The organism is Agromyces sp. NPDC058110, assembly GCF_042884735.1.
In the GTDB taxonomy this organism is placed as follows: domain Bacteria; phylum Actinomycetota; class Actinomycetes; order Actinomycetales; family Microbacteriaceae; genus Agromyces.
This window is the reverse complement of sequence record NZ_JBHVTI010000004.1, coordinates 252,801-269,735: the sequence shown is the minus strand read 5'-3', so window position 1 is coordinate 269,735 and position 16,935 is coordinate 252,801. Positions and strand designations below refer to the sequence as shown.

Genomic DNA, 16,935 nt, shown 5'->3' with positions numbered 1-16,935 from the left:
GGCGCGAGGGGCGGGCGTACCATCGCGGTACCCAGCGACCAGCGACCCAGCGACCATGCGGAGGCCACCATGAGCATGACCCTCGACGAACTGCCCGCCGTCTCCGAGTGTTCGGTCAGCGGCTGTTCCTACAACGACCACTCGCACTGCCACGCGGCGGCGGTCACGATCGGCGGTGCCGTCGGCGACGCCGAATGCGCCACGTTCATCCCGCTCGGCACACGAGGTGGACTCGACAAGGTCGTGACCCACGTCGGCGCCTGCCAGCGCGCCGAGTGCGTGCACAACAGCTCGCTCGAGTGCACAGCGGCCTCCGTGCGCATCGGCGCCGGCTCGTCCGACGACGCCGACTGCCTCACCTACGAGGTCGCCTGACCCGATTCGTCATCCGTGTGCGCGGAGGTACGCCAGCTGCGCGCGCACGGATGCCTCGGCCGCGGGCCTGACCGCGGCGGGAGTCTCGGCGTAGACGGTGTCGACGACCCGCGAGACGGTCGACGGATCAGCGGGGTCCGCCCCGAGCGAGGCGAGCACGGCTCGCACCTGGTCGAGGCGCTCGGCGCGGTGGGCGATGTACTCGTCGCAGATGTCGCCGAGGTCGCGCAGCACCGGTCCGTGGCCGGGCAGCACGGCGACGTGGCCGCCCGAGCCGCGGCCGACCGCGCGCAGGCGCTGCAGCGACTCGAGGTAGGGGCCGAGCGCGCCGTCGGGATCGGCGATGATCGTCGTGCCGCGGCCGAGGATGGTGTCGCCCGTGAGCATCGAGCCGTGCGGCGCGTCGCCCGCGAGCAGGAAGCACGCCGAGTCGGCGGTGTGGCCGGGCGTCGCCAGCACGTCGATCTCGAGCCCGGCGGCCGTGATGCGCTCGCCGTCGACGAGCGGCGCGGCGTCGATGCAGAACGCGGGGTCGATCGCGCGCACCGGAGCTCCGGTCAGCTGGGCGAACCGCACGAGTCCGTCGCGGTGGTCGCCGTGGTGGTGGGTGAGCAGCACGAGCTCGATCGGACCGAACGCGGCGAGCCGTTCGAGGTGCCCCTCGTCGAGCGGCCCCGGGTCGACGACCACGGCGCCCCGAGCGCCCGGTGCGCGCAGCACGTAGGAGTTCGTGCCGTCGAGCGTCATCGGGCCGGGATTCGGGGCGAGCAGGCTCGTGGCCAGTCGCGAGACGGACGACGGGCGGATGCTGCGGCGGGCGTGGTGGGGCAGCGGGTCGGCCATGCCCCGAAGTGTACGCGCGAGCGCACTCCGCCCGCCCGCCCGCGGTCGAGGCGGACGGTGCGGAGCGGCCGACGGTGCGGATTCCGGCGGACGGCCATAGGGTGGAGGGCATGTCCGGCGAGCTCGACGCACTGATGGACGACGGGGTCATGGGGTACGCGGCCACGGTCGTGCTGCTGCGCGACGGCGAGCGCGGCGTGGAGGTGCTGCTCGCCGAACGACCGCATCGGGGTAGGTTCCCCGGCGCGTGGGTGTTCCCGGGCGGCGCGGTCGAGCCAGAAGACGTCGGCGACGGCTCGCCCGACGACGAGGCCGCCGCCCGCAACGCGGCCGTGCGCGAGACGCACGAGGAGGTCGGGCTCGTGCTCCGACGGCACGACCTCGTGCCGTTCGCGCACTGGACGCCTCCGCCAGGTTCCCCGTCGCCGCGACGCACCTGGTTCTTCGCCGCGCGCGTGCCCGAGGGCGACCTCGTGCTCGCTCCCGACGAGGTCGTGCAGGCCGAGTGGCTGCGCCCGGTCGACGTGCTCGAACGGCATGCGCTCGGCGCAATGACCCTGTGGCCGCCGACCTGGGTGACCGTGCACGGGCTGACCGACGCGGCATCCGTCGACGAGGCGCTCGCCGAACTCGGGAGCGGTGAGATCACGCCGTACATCTCCCGGTACAGCGACGACCGCACGGCCGTGCTGTGGCAGGAGGACGAGGCGTTCGACACCGATGCCGAGCGCCCCGACGCGCACGCGGTGCCCGACGAGGGGCCCGACGCGCACGGCACCAGGCACCGCCTCATCATGGATCGCCTGCCGTGGATCTACACGAACACCCTCGGTGCCGGGTTCTGAGCGCGTGACCGACGTCACGGTCGTCGGCAGCGGACCGAACGGGCTCGTCGCCGCCGTCGTGATGGCACGCGCCGGGCTCTCGGTGCGCGTGCTCGAGGCGGCGTCGACCCTGGGCGGCGGCGTGCGCACGGCCGAGCTCACGCTGCCGGGGTTCCGGCACGACGTCGGGTCCGCAGTGCACCCGGCAGCCCTCGCGTCGCCCGTGTTCCGCCGGCTCGGGCTGCTCGACCGCGTCGACTGGATCGTGCCGGAGGCCTCGTACGCGCATCCCCTCGACGGCGGGCGCGCGGGCATCGCGTGGCGCGACCTCGAGCGCACGGTCGACGGCCTCGGCGCCGACGGCCAGGCGTGGCGGCGCCTCGTCGCACCCCTGCTCGTGCGAGAGCGCGGGGTCGTCGCGTTCACCGGATCGCAGCTGCTGCGGGTGCCGCGCGATCCGCTCGCGACGCTGCGCTTCGGGCTGCGCGCGCTCGAGCAGGGCGTGCCCGGGCTCTGGAACAATCGGTTCTCGGGCGAGACGGCCGAGGCGCTGTTCACGGGGGTCGTCGCGCACGCCGCCGGTCGCATGCCGTCGCTCGCCTCTGCGGGCGCCGGGCTGCTGCTCGCGATGCACGGCCACGGGGTCGGCTGGGGGTTCCCGCGCGGCGGTTCGCAGGCCATCGCCGATGCGCTCGTCGCCGAGCTGCGCGAGCGCGGTGCCGAGATCGTGACTGATGCCGCGGTCGAGCGCCTCGACGAGGTGCGCGATTCGCGCGCGGTGCTGCTCGACACGACTCCGGAGCTGCTGCTGCGCGAAGACCTGCCCGCTGGATACGCGCGGGCGCTGCGGCGGTACCGCTACGGCTCGGGCGTGGCCAAGGTGGACTTCGCGCTGTCGGGCCCGGTGCCGTGGGCGAACCCCGAGGTCGCGGCGAGCGCGACCGTGCACCTGGGCGGCTCGCGCGCCGAGATCGCGGCGGCCGAGAACGCCGTGCACCGCGGGCTGCAGCCCGGCGTCGATGGTGCGCCGCGGCATCCGTACGTGCTCGTGACGCAGCCGAGCCTGTTCGACCCGTCGCGGGCACCGGCCGGTCGGCACGTGCTGTGGGCGTACACGCACGTGCCCGCCGGGTCGACGTTCGACGCGACCGAGATCGTCACCGCCGAGATCGAGCGGTTCGCGCCGGGGTTCCGCGACCTCGTGCTCGCGTCGGCGACGAGCAGCGCCGCCGACATGGCCGGGCGCAACGCCAACCTCGTCGGCGGCGACATCTCTGCCGGGGCGCTCACGCTCGCGCAGCTCGTGAAGCGGCCCGTCATGTCGCCGACGCCCTGGCGCACGCCGATGCCGGGGGTCTACCTCTGCTCGGCCGCCACGCCGCCGGGGCCCGCAGTGCACGGCATGAACGGCTGGTGGGCGGCCAGGCTGGCGCTGCGCGATCGCTTCGGCGTGCGCTGACCGGCGTGCGCTGACCGGCGTGCGCCGACCCGCCGGTGCGGGAATCCGCCCGGGGCGTAGCGTGAGGGTGTGGAGCCGTTCGCCTGGTTCGACGCCCGCGACTACGAGGTCGCGCGCGAGGTGCTGCAGCGCGGGGTCGCCGTGCTCGCGCTCATCGCGTTCGTCTCGACGCTGAACCAGTTCCGGCCGCTGCTCGGCGAGCACGGCCTGCTGCCGGTGCCTCGCCTGCTCGCGGCCACGCAGGGACGCGGGCGCGGTCCGAGCGTGTTCCGCTGGGGCTACAGCGATCGGCGGCTCGTGGTCGTCGCGGTCGCGGGCGTGGTGCTCGCGGCATCCGTCGTCGTCGGCCTGCCGCAGCTCGGGCCGCCGTGGGTGCCGATGCTCGTGCTGCTCGCGACGTGGGCGCTGTACCTGTCGATCGTGAACGTGGGGCAGACGTTCTTCGGCTTCGGCTGGGAGATGCTGCTCTGCGAGGCGCTGTTCACCGTCGCGTTCCTCGGGTCGTCGCAGGTGCCGCCGCCGATCACGATCGTCGTCGCCGTGTGGTGGCTCGTGTTCCGGCTCGAGTTCGGGGCCGGCATGATCAAGATCCGCGGCGGTCGCGAGTGGCGCGACCTCACGGCGCTCATGTACCACCACGAGACGCAGCCGATGCCAGGGCCGCTCAGCCGGCAGGCGCACCTGCTGCCGGCATGGTTCCACCGCGGCGAGGTGCTGGGCAACCACGTCGCCCAGCTCGTCGTGCCGTTCCTGCTCTTCGTGCCGACGCTGCCGGTGCCGGCGCTCGGCCAGGTGCCGGTGGGTGCGATCGCCGCCGCGGTCGTGATCCTCACCCAGCTCTGGCTCATCGTGACGGGCAACTTCGCGTGGCTCAACTGGATCACCGTGGTGCTCGCGGCGTCGGCGATCCCGGATCGGGTGTGGCACGCCGTCGTGCCCGCGATCCCGCTCGACCTCGCCTCGGGGGCGACGGATGCCGCGGCGAGCCCCCTCTGGTGGATCGTCGTCGTGCTCGCGGCATCCGCCCTGCTGCTGGTGCTGAGCTGGTGGCCGCTGCGCAACCTCGTCTCGCGGCGGCAGCTCATGAACGCGAGCTTCAACCGGTGGATGCTGGTGAACGCCTACGGCGCGTTCGGCACGGTCACGAAGCGCCGCATCGAGTTCGTGGTCGAGGGCGCGGTCGACGGGTCCGACGGCGACGGAGCCGCTGTCGAGTGGCGCGAGTACGGCTTCAAGGGCAAGCCCGGCGACGTGCGGGCGATCCCGCGGCAGTGGGCGCCGTACCACCTGCGACTCGACTGGCTGATGTGGTTCCTGCCGCTCGGCCGCATGCACGAGCCGTGGTTCGCCGTCTTCCTGCTGCGCCTGCTCGAGGCGGATGCCGCGACCCTGCGCCTGCTCGCGCACGATCCGTTCGGCGGCCGCCCGCCCGCCCTGGTGCGCGTGCTGGCCTACCGCTACCGCTTCGCCACCCGGGCGGAGTTCCGCGAGCTGCGCGTGCGGTGGATCCGTACGCTCGAGGGCGAGGTCGTGCCGCCCACCGGCCTGCGTTGAGCCGGGTCGGCCGGGCGGGTTCTGCCGGGCGCAACTGTGCTTGGCTCTGCCGGGCGGCCCAGCGTGCCGGGCAGGACGCGCCGGGCCGGGCCTTACTGGGCCGGGCGCTCCTCGACCGCCGTCGCCTCGGCAGGGCGGTGCTCGATGTCGTCGACGTGCGCCCTGGGCATCGCGAGACCACCCGCGATCGTGGCGACCGCCGCGATCAGCACCGCGATGAAGACCGCGGTCGACGCGCCGTGGATCGCGACGGGGGAGTGCTCCCCGAGCCCGGATCGGGCGATGACGCCGTTGGCCACCGCGCCGAACACGGCGACGCCGACGGCGCTGCCCATCGAGCGGAGGAACATGTTGGCGCCGGTCACGACCCCGCGCTCGGTCCACGGCACCGACGACTGCGCGGCGATGAGGGTGGGCGAGGCGACGAGGCCCAGGCCGAGGCCGACGATGAAGCACGCGATCGCGGTGGTCCAGACGTTCGGGGTGAGCGAGGCCGCCACGAGCGCCGCGGAGCCGAGCACCGCGACCGCGAGCCCGATGAGGGCGGTGGCCCGGAATCCGATGCGCAGGAACAGGCGACCCGCGTTCGACGCCGCGATCGGCCAGCCGAGCGTGAGTGCCGCGACGGCGAGCCCCGACACGAGCGGCGATGCCCCGGCCGTGGACTCGAGGAAGGTCGGCACGTACGAGGTGAGCCCGATGAGCACGGCACCGACGCCGAGCGAGATGAGCGACGTGGTCACGATGAGCCGGCGCGAGAAGACCCAGAGCGGCAGCACCGGTTCGGCGGCCCGTCGCTCGATCAGCACGAACACGACGAGCAGCAGCGCGCCGGCGGCGAAGGCGCCGATCGACTGCCACGACAGCCACGCCCACGCCTGACCGCCCTCGAGCACCGCGAGGATGAGGAGAGTCGACGCCACGGTCAGCACGCTCGCGCCCGCGAAGTCGATGCGGTGCTTCTCGCGCCCGACCGACTCGTGGTACGAGCGGATCAGCATCCACCCGGCGAGCAGGCACAGAGGGATGTTGACGAAGAAGATCCAGCGCCACGACGCGAACTCGGCGAACAGGCCGCCGAGGGTGGGACCGACGACCGACGACGCTGCCCAGACGCTCGCGATGTAGCCCTGCACCTTCGCGCGCTCGCGGACGGTGTAGATGTCGCCCGTGATCGTGATCGACACCGGCAGCACGGCACCGGCGCCGAGCCCCTGCACCGCGCGGAAGACGATGAGCGAGGTCATGTCCCAGGCGAACCCGCAGAGGATCGAGCCGACGAGGAAGAGCCCGATGCCGACGAGCATGATCGGCTTGCGGCCGAGGGTGTCGGCGAGCTTCGAGTAGACGGGCACCGACACCGCCTGCGCGAGCAGGTAGATCGAGAACAGCCACGGGAACTGCGCGAATCCGCCGAGGTCGGCGACGATCGACGGCACCGCCGTCGCGAGGATCGTCGAGTCGATCGCGATGAGGCCGGTGGCCAGCATCACGGCGATGAGCACCGGGCCCCGCTCGGATCGGAATCCGACCGCACTCGTCTCGGCCATGCTCCTCCTCGCCGCGAGCGCACGGTGCCGCCCACTCCAATGACAATCGTCGTCGCGGGGGATTCATTCCCGAACCGGATGCCGCGGCCCGCACCGCGGCTCGCACCGCGGCTCGCACCGCGGGCCGGCCGCGCGTCGACCGCGATCAGGCGGCCGCATTCTACCAAGAACATCGCTAACCGGGTAAGCAAACCGGATTCCGGCGCGGCACCCTGTTCCGGGGGCCCGTCACCGCGTAGCGTCGCATCCATGTGGAGACGAGCACGGCCACGCCAGGCCCCGACAGCGGCGCAGATCACGACGGATGCCACGGCGAACGCGCCCGAGGTGAAGATCAGGTCGTTCCGCATCGGCTTCATCGGTGCGCTCGGCGTACTGCTCGCGCTCGTGCTCGGCGGCATCGTCGCCCAGCTCGGCACGGTCATCCTCTACGTCGCCCTCGCGCTGTTCCTCGCGCTCGGCCTCGACCCCGTGGTCAGCTGGCTCCAGCGCCGCATGCCGCGGTGGGCGGCCATCCTCATCGTGTTCGCCGTGGTCATCGGCATCTTCGTGGGCCTGATCGCCGCGATCGTGCCGATCGTGGTGTCGCAGACCAAGTTCATCGTCGAGAACTGGGACGACATCGTCCAGAACGTGCTGAATAGCGACTTCGTCGCCTGGCTCAACCAGCTCGGCGGGGGAGACCACGCGATCGACGACGCGATCGCGTCGGCAGGCGACTGGCTCGCCGACCCGGCGAACCTCGGCACGCTCGGCGGCGGGATCCTCGCGGTCGGCGCCGGCATCGCCGGCGGATTCACGGGCGCCACGATCGTGCTGATCCTGACGCTGTACTTCCTCGCCTCACTCGACTCGATGAAGCGGTACTCGGTCAAGTTCGTGCCCGCCAGTTCGCGCGGCAAGTACCGCGAGGTCACCGAGGAGATCACGGGATCGGTCGGCCGGTACGTGATCGGGCAGTTCTCGCTCGGCGCGGTCAACGGCGTGCTGAGCCTCATCTTCCTGACGATCATCGGGGCACCGGCGCCCATCCTGCTGGCGTTCATCGCGTTCCTGCTCTCGCTCGTGCCGCTCGTCGGAACGCTGACGGGGGCCGTGATCATCTCGCTCGTGTGCCTCGCGGCCTCTCCGCTCACGGCGCTCGTGGCCGCGATCTACTACCTGGTCTACATGCAGGTCGAGGCGTACGTGCTGAGCCCTCGCATCATGAACCGCGCGGTCGCGGTGCCCGGCGCACTCGTCGTCATCGCCGCCGTCGCGGGCGGCACCCTCGGCGGCGTGCTCGGCGCCCTCGTCGCGATCCCGGTCGCGGCCTCGCTCATCATCATCGTGGAGAAGGTGGTCTTCCCGAGGCAGGACACCCACTGACGGCGAGCGTCGTCGCACGCCGGATGCCGCGCCCTGCCGCATGCACGGCGGGACGCGGCATCCGCTCGCCGATCAGGCGAACAGGGTGTTGACGGCGCCGCCGTCGATGGGCAGACCGGAGGCCTTGATCAGGTCGGTGATCTCCCACTTGCCGTCGACGGTCGAGATCTTCTCGAAGAGCGGCGCACCGCCCACCGTCTCCTTCGCCGGGGTCCAGTGCGGGTCGCGGTTCAGGTACGAGAACGCGTCGCCCCGCAGGAGGCCGGAGAACACCGCCGCCACGATCGTCGAACCGACCGCGCCGAGGTGCTCGCCGTCGGCCTGCTCGGACGCCTCCTTGAGGATGTAGACCCAGAGCGACTCCTCCATCGGGTCGAGGCCCTCGATCGGGCGGATGTGCAGGGCGTGCGCGACCTCGGTGGCCGGGGGCAGCTCCATGCGCCAGCCGCGGCGGATGTTGAGCTCGGCGAGCGGGTTCGGGGTCGGTCCGCCGGGAATGGTGAACACCGACTTGCTGAGGTGGGTGTCGATCTTGTGCGCCATCTGCGGGAACGGGCCGCCCGACGACGGGAAGTCGAAGAACCAGTCCCACTGCAGCGAGTGCCGATCGGGCAGCGGCGACCCGCCGCGCAGGTCGGGCGGGCCGGGCACGGGCACGCTCGGTTGGGTCACGCCGGGCGTGGAGAAGATCGGCTTGCCGAACTGCGTGCCGACACCGCCCTGCAACGGGAAGTTGATCTGGTACTCGGCGCGGATCATCGAGTGGCCGAACCGGTACGCCGCCGTCGAGAACTCGACCGGCATGAACGGGTTCTCGCTCCAGTCGTAGACGTCCTTCAATCCGTAGGTCACCGTGTAGAACGGCCCGTCGCCGTCGCCCGCATCCTCGTCGAACGAGATCGCCTCGGCGAACACCGACGGCGCGACGATGCGGGACACGAAGTCGTTCCAGACGACGTACTGGTAGAACCACACCGTGATGCGCTGGGCCTCCACGAAGAGGTCGTGGCCCGACTGCACGGCGGGGTCCGCGGCATCCGCGAGCTTCTGCAACGTGCTGTTGTGGGCCAGCACGAACGCGAGCTGGAGCTGCGAGACGATGCGGTTCTCGTCGTTGCGCGGATCGCCGATGAGGGCGATGCCCTCGTCGTTGCGCTGCACGTCATGCTCCTTCGGGGACTCGCCCCGGCCGACCTTGAGGAAGCCCGCGTAGCCGTCGTGCAGCACGCGGGTGTGGTCGTACAGGTAGGGCTGGTCGTCGGGCCCGCGGCCGTAGAGGCTGTCGAGGTCGAACCGCGGCGACCGGAAGTTCTGCAGGCCGTCGGGGTCGTTGTGCTTCGTGAGGCTCGACTGCGGGTCGAACGTGATGTCGTGGTCGATGAACTGGCCGAGGTAGGTGTAGCCGACGGGAGTCAGGCTGTCGGCCGGCTCGTCGTCGGTGAACATCTCGTCGATCGCGAACGTGCGGATCGCCTGGGTCTTCTCGGCGTCGGTGGCGCCCGGCGGCGACCAGGTGGTGAACCCGCGACCGAACAGGCGGCCGAACCGGCCGTCATGACTGCGGGAATGCGGGACATTGAGCGGCACGATCGAGTGCGCGTTGGCGTGTTGCATGGCTCTCGCCCTCCAGAGTGGGCCCGCGCGCTGCGACGGCGCGCGTCGCCATCACGGCATCTACGGGGTGAACACGGCGAGCGTACGACTGAGGTGAGGAATGCTCATCAGTGCTCGCACTGACGATGGATGCCGCGGCGCGGCGGGGTCGGCCTGCGCGGGTTCGGAACACGACGGCTCGCGCCGCGGGGGCAGCCCGTGCGGGTTCGCCCGGTCAGAACCAGATGCTGAGGTGCGGCGTGCGGGGCGCCGCGAAGAGCCGGTCGGCCAGGGCGAGCGAGCCCGGCGAGAGCTCGCCGATGCGTCCGGCGCGGGCCAGCACCGAGGGCCGGACGCCGCCCAGGTACACCGAGCCGAGTTCGCGCACGTCGAGCCGCAGCCCGTGCGCGGCATGCGCGCGCGAACGGCGACCCGAACGCGAGGCGGTGCCCGCGGCATCCGGAACCTCGCCGGCGCCGCGCGCCTCGTCGACGCGCCGCACCTCGGCGCGCCCGTCGCCCGCGACGTCGAGCACGAAGGCGCCGGCCGCGTGCCCGAGCGCGTCGGTCACCTCGAGCGTCAGCGTGCCCGACGCGCCGTACTCGCGCGCCGACAGTGCGACGGCCGGGTCGAGCACCCGGAGCCAGAGGTGGTCGACGACGTCGTGCATCGAGGCCGCGCGCGGGTCTTCGAGCAGCCACGGCAGCGGCTCGTCGACGCTGCGCAGGCGCACCCGGACCTCGGTCACGAAGTCCTGCTCGACGAGGAACCGCCAGAGGGCGCGCTCGGCGTCATCGGATGCGGCGACGAGCAGGTCGCACTCGATGACGCCCGGCAGGTTGGGCTCGCGGGGGATCGAGTACGCCACGAACCCCTGCGGCTGCCCCGATGCGTCGTCGTAGCGTGCGACCCGGATCGCGCGCGACGAGGCGCTCGACGGATCGACGAGCCCGAGGTGCCGCTCGAGGAACCCGGGCCAGCGGTCGATCTCGCCCGGCGTGCGGGCGACCGCGCGTCGGGCGATCGCCGGCGCCTTCGCGATGAGGTCGGCCGGCTCGACGAACTGCACCCTCCCAGGCGAGTCGGGGCCGATCCACCGCGCGCGGCGGCGGTCGACGACCAGGGTGGCCGCCGACGTCGCGGGGCCGAACCCGTAGCGCCCGTAGATCGTGGCCTCGGTCAAGGTCAGCATCGCGAGGGCGGCGCCGGCCTCGCGGGCGTACCGCAGCTGCGCCTCGAGGAGCGCGCGGGCGATGCCCCGCCGCCGGTGCGTGGGGGAGACGGTGACGCCGCTCACGGCCCAGGCGTCGACGCTGCGGCCGCCCGGCACGCTGAGGCCGGACGGCCAGCCGTCGACCGTCGCGACGGGCACCGCCGCGTCGTGCGCGGTCGGGTCGTACACGCCGCGCACGTTGCGCTGCCTCGCCACCTGCAGCGACCGGCGGAGCTCGGCCTGCTCGGGGCGCCCGTGATGGAATCCGCGCGTCTCGGCCTGCACCCAGGCCTCCAGCGCAGCCTCGTCGCCGTGATCGACCGGACGGTACTCGAGCCCCTGGCCTCGCAGGGCGTCGATCGCGGACTGATCTGCCGGGAGGCTGCGGGGATCGAACACCGTCCCAGCGTACCCACCCTTCGGCGCCGGCGAGCCGCCCGGATCCGAACGCCTCAGGCGGCCGCGCGGACGCGCAGGTGCGGCGCGACCGAGGCCTCGAACGCCCGCGCCGTGCTTGCCACGACGTCGGGCCACGCGGCATCCCAGATCTCCGCGTTGAAGATCTCGACCTCGATGTCGCGGTCGTATCCAGTCGCCTCGACGGCGGCCGTGAGCGAGGCGAAGTCGATCACGCCGTCGCCCGGCTGGTGGCGAGAGAGCAGCACGTCGGCCGCGAGCGGCGTCGCCCAGTCGCATACCTGGTACGTCGCGATGCGCCCCGACGCGCCGGCGCGCGCGATCTGCGCGAACACGTCGGGATCCCACCAGACGTGGAAGGTGTCGATCGTGACGCCGACGACCGCAGGGTCGAACGGCTCCGCGAGGTCGAGCGCCTGCCCGAGCGTCGACACGACCGCGCGGTCCGACGCGTACATCGGGTGCAGCGGCTCGATCGCGAGCGTGACACCCGCGGATGCGGCGTGCGGGGCCAGCTCGGCGAGGGCCTCGGCGACCCGGGTGCGGGCGCCCGCGAGATCGCGCGACCCCTCGGGCAGGCCGCCGGCGACGAGCACGAACACGGGCGTCGACCCCGCCGCGCCGGCCGCGGCGAGCGCCGCCGTCTCGTCGATGCCGCGCCGGTTGTCGTCGAGGGAGGCCCGCCGCGCCGGCCCTTCGGGCATCGTGAAGAAGCCGCCGCGGCAGTACGTCGACAGGCGCAGCCCTGAGTCGGCGAAGCGGCGGGCCGCCTCGCCGAGCCCGACGGCCTGCACGGGCTCGCGCCAGAGCCCGATCGACTCGTAGCCGCCCTCCACCGTGACTCGCAGCGCCTCGTCGAGCGAGGCGTGCTTGATCGTCGCCTGGTTCATCGACAGGCGCGGGTTCGCGGTCATGCGAGCACCCCCTCGGCGAGACGCGCCGACGCGGCATCCGTCGCGCGTGCGGGTTCGACGCCGTTCAGCGTGAGCAGCGACTGCCAGCGGGCCGCCGCGAGTTCGGGCCGCTCGAGCGCGCCCGAGGCGTTGGCCAGCTCGACGATGCGCGAGAGGTGCGGCAGGCTGCGCGCCGCGTGCAGGCCGCCCACCATCTGGAAGGCGGACTGGTGGCCGTTCAGCCAGGAGAGGAACGCGACGCCCGTTTTGTAGTAGTAGGTCGGCGACGCGAACACCTGCTGCGACAGCGGCTCGGTAGGCGCGAGGATCGTGCGGTACGCGTCGACGTCGCCGCGATCGAGCGCCTGGATCGCGGCCGAGGCGTTCGGCGCGAGCGCGGCGAACGCGCCGAGGAGTGCGTCGGAGTGCCCGACCTCGTCGCCCTCGATGAGCCCCACGTAGTGGAAGTCGTCGCCCGTGAACATGCGTGCCGAACCCGGCAGGCGCCGGCGCACCGCGATCTCGGCGTCGGCGTCGAGCAGGCTCATCTTCACGCCCCGGATGCGGTCGGCGTGCTCGTCGATGATCGCGAGCAGCGTGTCGGACGCGGCATCCGTCTGCTCCGACCCGAAGTAGCCCGCGAGCGTCGGGTCGAACGCGGTGCCGAGCCAGTGCAGCACGACCGGCGTGCCCGCCGCCGACAGCACCTCCCGGTACACGCGACGGTAGTCGTCGGGGCCCTGCGCGACGCGCGCCAGATGACGGCTCGCCATGAGCACGACGCCCGCGCCCGCGTCTTCGGTGAAGTGCAGCTGCGCCTTGTACGCGTCGACGACCTCGTCGAGCGAGAGCTGCTCGGCCTCGACGTGGTCGGTGTTCACGCCGACGACCAGCCCGCCGCCGACCGAGGCCGCCTCGGCGGCACTGCGCGAGATCAGCTCGCGCGTCGCGGCGGCGTCGAGGCCCATGTTGCGCTGGGCGGTGTCCATGGCATCGGCGACGCCGAGGCCCCACGACCACACGTGATGGCGGAACGCGAGCGTCGCGTCCCAGTCGATCTCGGCGGGCTGCCCCGGGGTGTTGTCGGCGTGCGCCTTCGGCACGACGTGCGCGGCCGCGTACGCGACGCGTGCGGTGAGCGGATGCCTCGGCTTGGCGAATGCCGGAGCTTCGGCCAGCGCGGCGGTGCGGAGCCCGCCGTCGGCGTCGAGCAGGGTGAGTGCGGTCATGGTCAGCGCACGCCCGCGAACTCGGCGTCGACCGCCTCGGCGTCGAGCGGCTCCGCGTCATGGACTGCATCCGAAGCCGGCTCGGCCGCGACATCCGCCGCACTGCCGGTGCCGGACCCGATCGTGACGACCGGGAGCTCGACGCGGCGGCCCTCGCGGCTGGACCGCAGGCCAAGCTCGGCGAGCAGCACGCCGCGCGCACCGGCGAGGAAGTCGAACTCGTTGGGCGCGTCTTCGACCACGTGGCGGATGAACTCCTCCCACTGCGTCTTGAAGCCGTTCTCGAACTCGCGGTTGCCGGGGCTCTCGATCCAGTCGCCCGCGTAGTCGTGCGCGTCGGCCAGGTCGGGGTTCCAGACCGGCTTCGGGGTCGCATTGCGCGGCTGGATCTTGCAGCCGAAGAGGCCGACGACCGCCGAGCCGTGCGTGCCGTCGACCTGGAACTCGACGAGCTCGTCGCGGTTCACGCGCGTGGTCCAGCTGGAGTTGAGCTGGGCGACCACGCCGCCCTCGAGCTCGAAGATCGCGTACGCCGCGTCGTCGGCCGTGGCCGGGTAGCGCTCGCCGCGCTCGTCGACGCGCTCGGGGATCTCGGTGACGGCCTTCGCGTAGACGGACTCGACCCGGCCGAACAGGTTCTCGAGCACGTAGTTCCAGTGCGGGAACATGTCGACGATGATGCCGCCGCCGTCTTCGGAGCGGTAGTTCCAACTCGGGCGCTGGGCGGGCTGCCAGTCGCCCTCGAACACCCAATAGCCGAACTCGCCGTGCACGCTCAGGATGCGGCCGAAGAAGCCGGAGTCGATGAGGCGGCGCAGCTTCTGCAGGCCGGGGAGGTAGAGCTTGTCGTGCACAACGCCGTTCTTGATGCCGGCCTCGTCGGCGAGGCGGGCGAGCTCGAGCGCCTCGTCGAACGACTCCGCGGTGGGCTTCTCGGTGTAGATCGCCTTGCCGGCGGCGATGGCCTTCCTGATCGCGACGGCGCGGGCCTTGGTTACGAGGAAGTCGGCGTAGATCTGCCACCGGTCGTCGGCGAGCGCCTCGTCGAGGTTCGTCGTCCAGTGCTCGATGCCGTGCTTGGCCGCGAGGTCGGCGAGCTTCTTCTCGCTGCGGCCGACGAGGATCGGCTCGACCTGCACGCGGGTCTCGCCGTCGGCGAGGAGCACGCCGCCCTGCTCGCGGATCGCGAGGATCGAGCGCACGAGGTGCTGGCGGTAGCCCATGCGGCCAGAGACCCCGTTCATGATGATGCCGATGGTCTTGGTCTGGGCCTGGGCCTGGGCCTGGGTGGATGCGATGTCTGGCACTGGTGTGTCCTCTTCATGCCGGCGAGGCGTGCGTCGCCCGGCAGTGGTCGGCAAGCTCCGGAAAGCTTGGAAAGCGTTTACCCGGCAGTGAACCACACGAAGCGACGGCGCGCAAGGCCGACCGGGTGCATTCGGAGGAGGAAACGAGAAAACCCTTTCCCGAGGTTCTGAGAAAAGGTTTGCCTGCGTGCATCGGGCGTGCTAGAAAAGGAACCCAAGAGCCGGGGAAACGTTTTCTCGGCAGCGGCCACCTCGCCGCGCATCACCGGCGATGAACAGGAGCGTCAACGTGGACAGCACCAGGAAGCCCCGACACGGAGGAGCGTTCGCGCACCGCCGTCGCGGCGGCACGAGAGGCGTCCGATGAGCGCCCTCGGCGAGCTGCGGCAGATCGGGAAGACGCGCGGCGAGGCCGCATCGGCCGTCGAGAAGGCCGCGGCCCGCCGCGACAACAAGGCCGCCTACCTGTTCCTGGCCCCGTGGTTCGTCGGACTCTTCGTGGTCACGCTCGGACCCATGGCGATGTCGCTGTACCTCTCGTTCACGAAGTACAACCTCCTGCAGGCTCCGACGTTCACCGGCATCGAGAACTTCACGCGCATGTTCGAGGACGAGCGGCTGCACAACGCGCTCGGCGTCACCCTCGTCTACGTGCTCGTCTCGGTGCCGCTGCAGCTGGCGGCCGCGCTCGGGCTCGCGGTCCTGCTCGACCGGGGCCTGCGCGGCCTCTCGTTCTACCGCTCGATCTTCTACCTGCCGTCGCTGCTCGGCTCGAGCGTCGCGATCGCGGTGCTGTGGAAGCAGGTCTTCGGATCCGAGGGCCTCGTGAACGTCGTGCTCGGGTGGTTCGGCGTCGAAGGGCAGAGCTGGATCGCCAACCCCCAGACCTCGCTGTCGACGCTCATCACCCTGAACGTCTGGACCTTCGGCGCCCCGATGGTGATCTTCCTCGCGGGCCTGCGCCAGATCCCGACCATGTACTACGAGGCCGCCGAGGTCGACGGAGCCACCCGCTGGCAGCGGTTCAGCCGCATCACGCTGCCGCTGCTCACGCCGATCATCTTCTTCAACCTCGTGCTCCAGCTGATCCACGCCTTCCAGTCGTTCACGCAGGCGTTCATCATCTCGGGCGGCACAGGCGGTCCTGCCGACTCGACGCTGTTCTACACGCTCTACCTCTACAACCGCGGCTTCGCGAACTTCGACATGGGCTACGCCTCCGCACTCGCCTGGGTGCTGCTGCTCATCATCGGCGCGTTCACCGCGATCAACTTCTGGGCCTCGAAGTATTGGGTGTTCTACGATGACTGAAATCCTGACGACCGCCGTTCCAGCGGTGTCCGGCAAGGGCCGCACCGCAGACGAGATCGCGCAGCTCCGCAAGAGCCGGGCCGGCGGGCGCTCAGCGCTCCGCAGCGTGGTCAAGCACGCGCTCCTGATCATCACCGGCGCCATCATGCTCTACCCGGTGATCTGGCTCGTCGTCAGCTCGCTGCGGCCGAGCGACGAGATCTTCCGCAACCCCGGTCTCGTGCTCGACAGCCTCGAGACGTCGAACTACACGGTCGGGTGGAACACGCTCTCGGAGCCGTTCGGGGTGTTCCTGCTGAACTCGGCGCTCGTCGTGCTCGGCTGCATCGTCGGCAACCTCGTGTCGTGCTCGATGGCCGCCTACGCCTTCGCCAGGCTGCGGTTCAGCGGCAAGCGGTTCTGGTTCGTGGTCATGCTCACGACGATCATGCTGCCGATCCACGTGATCATCGTTCCTCAGTACATCCTGTTCAGCCAGCTCGGCTGGGTGAACACGTTCCTGCCGATCATCCTCCCGAAGGTGCTCGCCACCGACGCGTTCTTCATCTTCCTGATGGTGCAGTTCATCCGCGGCATCCCGACCGAGCTCGACGAGGCCGCCAGGCTCGACGGCTGCGGCCACCCCAGGATCTTCCTCCAGATCATCCTGCCGCTCATGGTGCCCGCGCTCGCGACCACCGCGATCTTCACCTTCATCTGGACGTGGAACGACTTCTTCAGCCAGCTGATCTACCTGACCAAGCCCGACATGTACACCGTCCCGCTCGCCCTGCGCGCCTTCATGGACGCGCAGTCGGCGACCTCGTGGGGACCGATGTTCGCCATGAGCGTCGTCTCCCTGCTGCCGATCTTCCTCGTCTTCCTCTTCGGCCAGCGATTCCTCATCAAGGGCATCGCGACCACCGGAGGGAAGTGAGCCGGGCCAGTCCCCGACCCGGCTCGCCGCGCACCGCCCCGACCGCACCATCCCTCTGCACGACCCTTTCGCACCATCCTCTG

Annotated in this window: 14 protein-coding genes; 7 read left to right on the top strand and 7 right to left on the bottom strand. The window is 71.4% G+C overall.

Going from position 1 to position 16,935, the window contains the following annotated elements; all coding sequences use genetic code 11:
* Window positions 1-69 precede the first annotated feature (69 nt).
* Window positions 70-375 carry a DUF1540 domain-containing protein gene (locus tag ACFVS8_RS11420; RefSeq protein ID WP_387061824.1) on the top strand — a complete coding sequence of 102 codons (306 nt, stop codon included), beginning with the start codon at window positions 70-72 and terminating at the stop codon, window positions 373-375.
* A gap of 9 nt (window positions 376-384) precedes the next feature.
* Here the strand turns inward: ACFVS8_RS11420 and ACFVS8_RS11415 are convergent, their stop codons facing one another.
* A complete protein-coding gene (locus ACFVS8_RS11415; protein ID WP_387061822.1) occupies window positions 385-1,218 on the bottom strand; it encodes an MBL fold metallo-hydrolase in 834 nt (277 codons plus the stop codon).
* A gap of 110 nt (window positions 1,219-1,328) precedes the next feature.
* Between ACFVS8_RS11415 and ACFVS8_RS11410 the strand changes: the two genes are divergently transcribed.
* The 3 genes from ACFVS8_RS11410 (at window position 1,329) to ACFVS8_RS11400 (ending at window position 5,055) form a co-directional block, all read left to right on the top strand.
* On the top strand, window positions 1,329-2,063 hold the full coding sequence (locus tag ACFVS8_RS11410) for an NUDIX domain-containing protein (protein WP_387061821.1): 735 nt from the start codon (window positions 1,329-1,331) through the stop codon (window positions 2,061-2,063).
* Window positions 2,064-2,067: 4 nt separating this feature from the next.
* Window positions 2,068-3,501, top strand: a complete 1,434-nt coding sequence (locus ACFVS8_RS11405; RefSeq protein WP_387061819.1) for a phytoene desaturase family protein — start codon at window positions 2,068-2,070, stop codon at window positions 3,499-3,501.
* A gap of 69 nt (window positions 3,502-3,570) precedes the next feature.
* On the top strand, window positions 3,571-5,055 hold the full coding sequence (locus ACFVS8_RS11400) for a lipase maturation factor family protein (RefSeq protein ID WP_387061818.1): 1,485 nt from the start codon (window positions 3,571-3,573) through the stop codon (window positions 5,053-5,055).
* A 92-nt stretch (window positions 5,056-5,147) separates the two neighbouring features.
* Here ACFVS8_RS11400 and ACFVS8_RS11395 read toward each other — a convergent pair whose 3' ends face one another.
* On the bottom strand, window positions 5,148-6,605 hold the full coding sequence (locus ACFVS8_RS11395; protein ID WP_387061815.1) for an MDR family MFS transporter: 1,458 nt from the start codon (window positions 6,603-6,605) through the stop codon (window positions 5,148-5,150).
* A 249-nt stretch (window positions 6,606-6,854) separates the two neighbouring features.
* Between ACFVS8_RS11395 and ACFVS8_RS11390 the strand changes: the two genes are divergently transcribed.
* The gene (locus tag ACFVS8_RS11390) at window positions 6,855-7,973 is read left to right on the top strand and encodes an AI-2E family transporter (RefSeq protein WP_387061812.1); all 1,119 of its coding nucleotides are present in this window, start codon (window positions 6,855-6,857) and stop codon (window positions 7,971-7,973) included.
* Between the two features lie 72 nt (window positions 7,974-8,045).
* Here ACFVS8_RS11390 and ACFVS8_RS11385 read toward each other — a convergent pair whose 3' ends face one another.
* The 5 genes from ACFVS8_RS11385 to ACFVS8_RS11365 all read right to left on the bottom strand — a co-directional run bounded on the left by ACFVS8_RS11385 (window position 8,046) and on the right by ACFVS8_RS11365 (window position 14,562).
* Window positions 8,046-9,587: a peroxidase family protein gene (locus tag ACFVS8_RS11385; RefSeq protein WP_387061810.1), complete on the bottom strand. Its 1,542-nt coding sequence runs from the start codon at window positions 9,585-9,587 to the stop codon at window positions 8,046-8,048.
* Between the two features lie 214 nt (window positions 9,588-9,801).
* The gene (locus tag ACFVS8_RS11380) at window positions 9,802-11,178 is read right to left on the bottom strand and encodes a GNAT family N-acetyltransferase (RefSeq protein ID WP_387061807.1); all 1,377 of its coding nucleotides are present in this window, start codon (window positions 11,176-11,178) and stop codon (window positions 9,802-9,804) included.
* Window positions 11,179-11,231: 53 nt separating this feature from the next.
* Window positions 11,232-12,110 carry a sugar phosphate isomerase/epimerase family protein gene (locus ACFVS8_RS11375; protein WP_387061804.1) on the bottom strand — a complete coding sequence of 293 codons (879 nt, stop codon included), beginning with the start codon at window positions 12,108-12,110 and terminating at the stop codon, window positions 11,232-11,234.
* Window positions 12,107-13,318 (bottom strand): DUF993 family protein, encoded by a 1,212-nt coding sequence (locus ACFVS8_RS11370; protein WP_387061801.1) that lies wholly within the window; start codon window positions 13,316-13,318, stop codon window positions 12,107-12,109. Before ACFVS8_RS11370 ends, ACFVS8_RS11375 begins: the two co-directional genes overlap by 4 nt.
* A gap of 2 nt (window positions 13,319-13,320) precedes the next feature.
* Window positions 13,321-14,562 carry a Gfo/Idh/MocA family protein gene (locus ACFVS8_RS11365; RefSeq protein ID WP_387062607.1) on the bottom strand — a complete coding sequence of 414 codons (1,242 nt, stop codon included), beginning with the start codon at window positions 14,560-14,562 and terminating at the stop codon, window positions 13,321-13,323.
* 426 nt (window positions 14,563-14,988) lie between these two features.
* On the opposite strand from ACFVS8_RS11365, the gene ACFVS8_RS11360 reads away from it, so the two are divergent.
* Window positions 14,989-15,936: a carbohydrate ABC transporter permease gene (locus ACFVS8_RS11360; RefSeq protein ID WP_387061798.1), complete on the top strand. Its 948-nt coding sequence runs from the start codon at window positions 14,989-14,991 to the stop codon at window positions 15,934-15,936.
* Complete coding sequence (locus tag ACFVS8_RS11355) at window positions 15,929-16,852, top strand: carbohydrate ABC transporter permease (RefSeq protein WP_387061795.1); 924 nt, start codon at window positions 15,929-15,931, stop codon at window positions 16,850-16,852. The genes ACFVS8_RS11360 and ACFVS8_RS11355 overlap by 8 nt, the downstream gene beginning before the upstream one ends.
* Window positions 16,853-16,935 lie beyond the last annotated feature (83 nt).

Excerpts from the sequence above, each read along its gene's own strand:
- ACFVS8_RS11360 (WP_387061798.1), top strand. The coding sequence starts at position 14,989 with ATGAGCGCCCTCGGCGAGCTGCGGCAGATCGGGAAGACGCGCGGCGAG.
- ACFVS8_RS11410 (WP_387061821.1), top strand. The coding sequence starts at position 1,329 with ATGTCCGGCGAGCTCGACGCACTGATGGACGACGGGGTCATGGGGTAC.
- ACFVS8_RS11415 (WP_387061822.1), bottom strand. The coding sequence starts at position 1,218 with ATGGCCGACCCGCTGCCCCACCACGCCCGCCGCAGCATCCGCCCGTCG.
- ACFVS8_RS11395 (WP_387061815.1), bottom strand. The coding sequence starts at position 6,605 with ATGGCCGAGACGAGTGCGGTCGGATTCCGATCCGAGCGGGGCCCGGTG.
- ACFVS8_RS11370 (WP_387061801.1), bottom strand. The coding sequence starts at position 13,318 with ATGACCGCACTCACCCTGCTCGACGCCGACGGCGGGCTCCGCACCGCC.
- ACFVS8_RS11365 (WP_387062607.1), bottom strand. The coding sequence starts at position 14,562 with ATGAACGGGGTCTCTGGCCGCATGGGCTACCGCCAGCACCTCGTGCGC.
- ACFVS8_RS11375 (WP_387061804.1), bottom strand. The coding sequence starts at position 12,110 with ATGACCGCGAACCCGCGCCTGTCGATGAACCAGGCGACGATCAAGCAC.
- ACFVS8_RS11355 (WP_387061795.1), top strand. The coding sequence starts at position 15,929 with ATGACTGAAATCCTGACGACCGCCGTTCCAGCGGTGTCCGGCAAGGGC.
- ACFVS8_RS11420 (WP_387061824.1), top strand. The coding sequence starts at position 70 with ATGAGCATGACCCTCGACGAACTGCCCGCCGTCTCCGAGTGTTCGGTC.
- ACFVS8_RS11390 (WP_387061812.1), top strand. The coding sequence starts at position 6,855 with ATGTGGAGACGAGCACGGCCACGCCAGGCCCCGACAGCGGCGCAGATC.
- ACFVS8_RS11385 (WP_387061810.1), bottom strand. The coding sequence starts at position 9,587 with ATGCAACACGCCAACGCGCACTCGATCGTGCCGCTCAATGTCCCGCAT.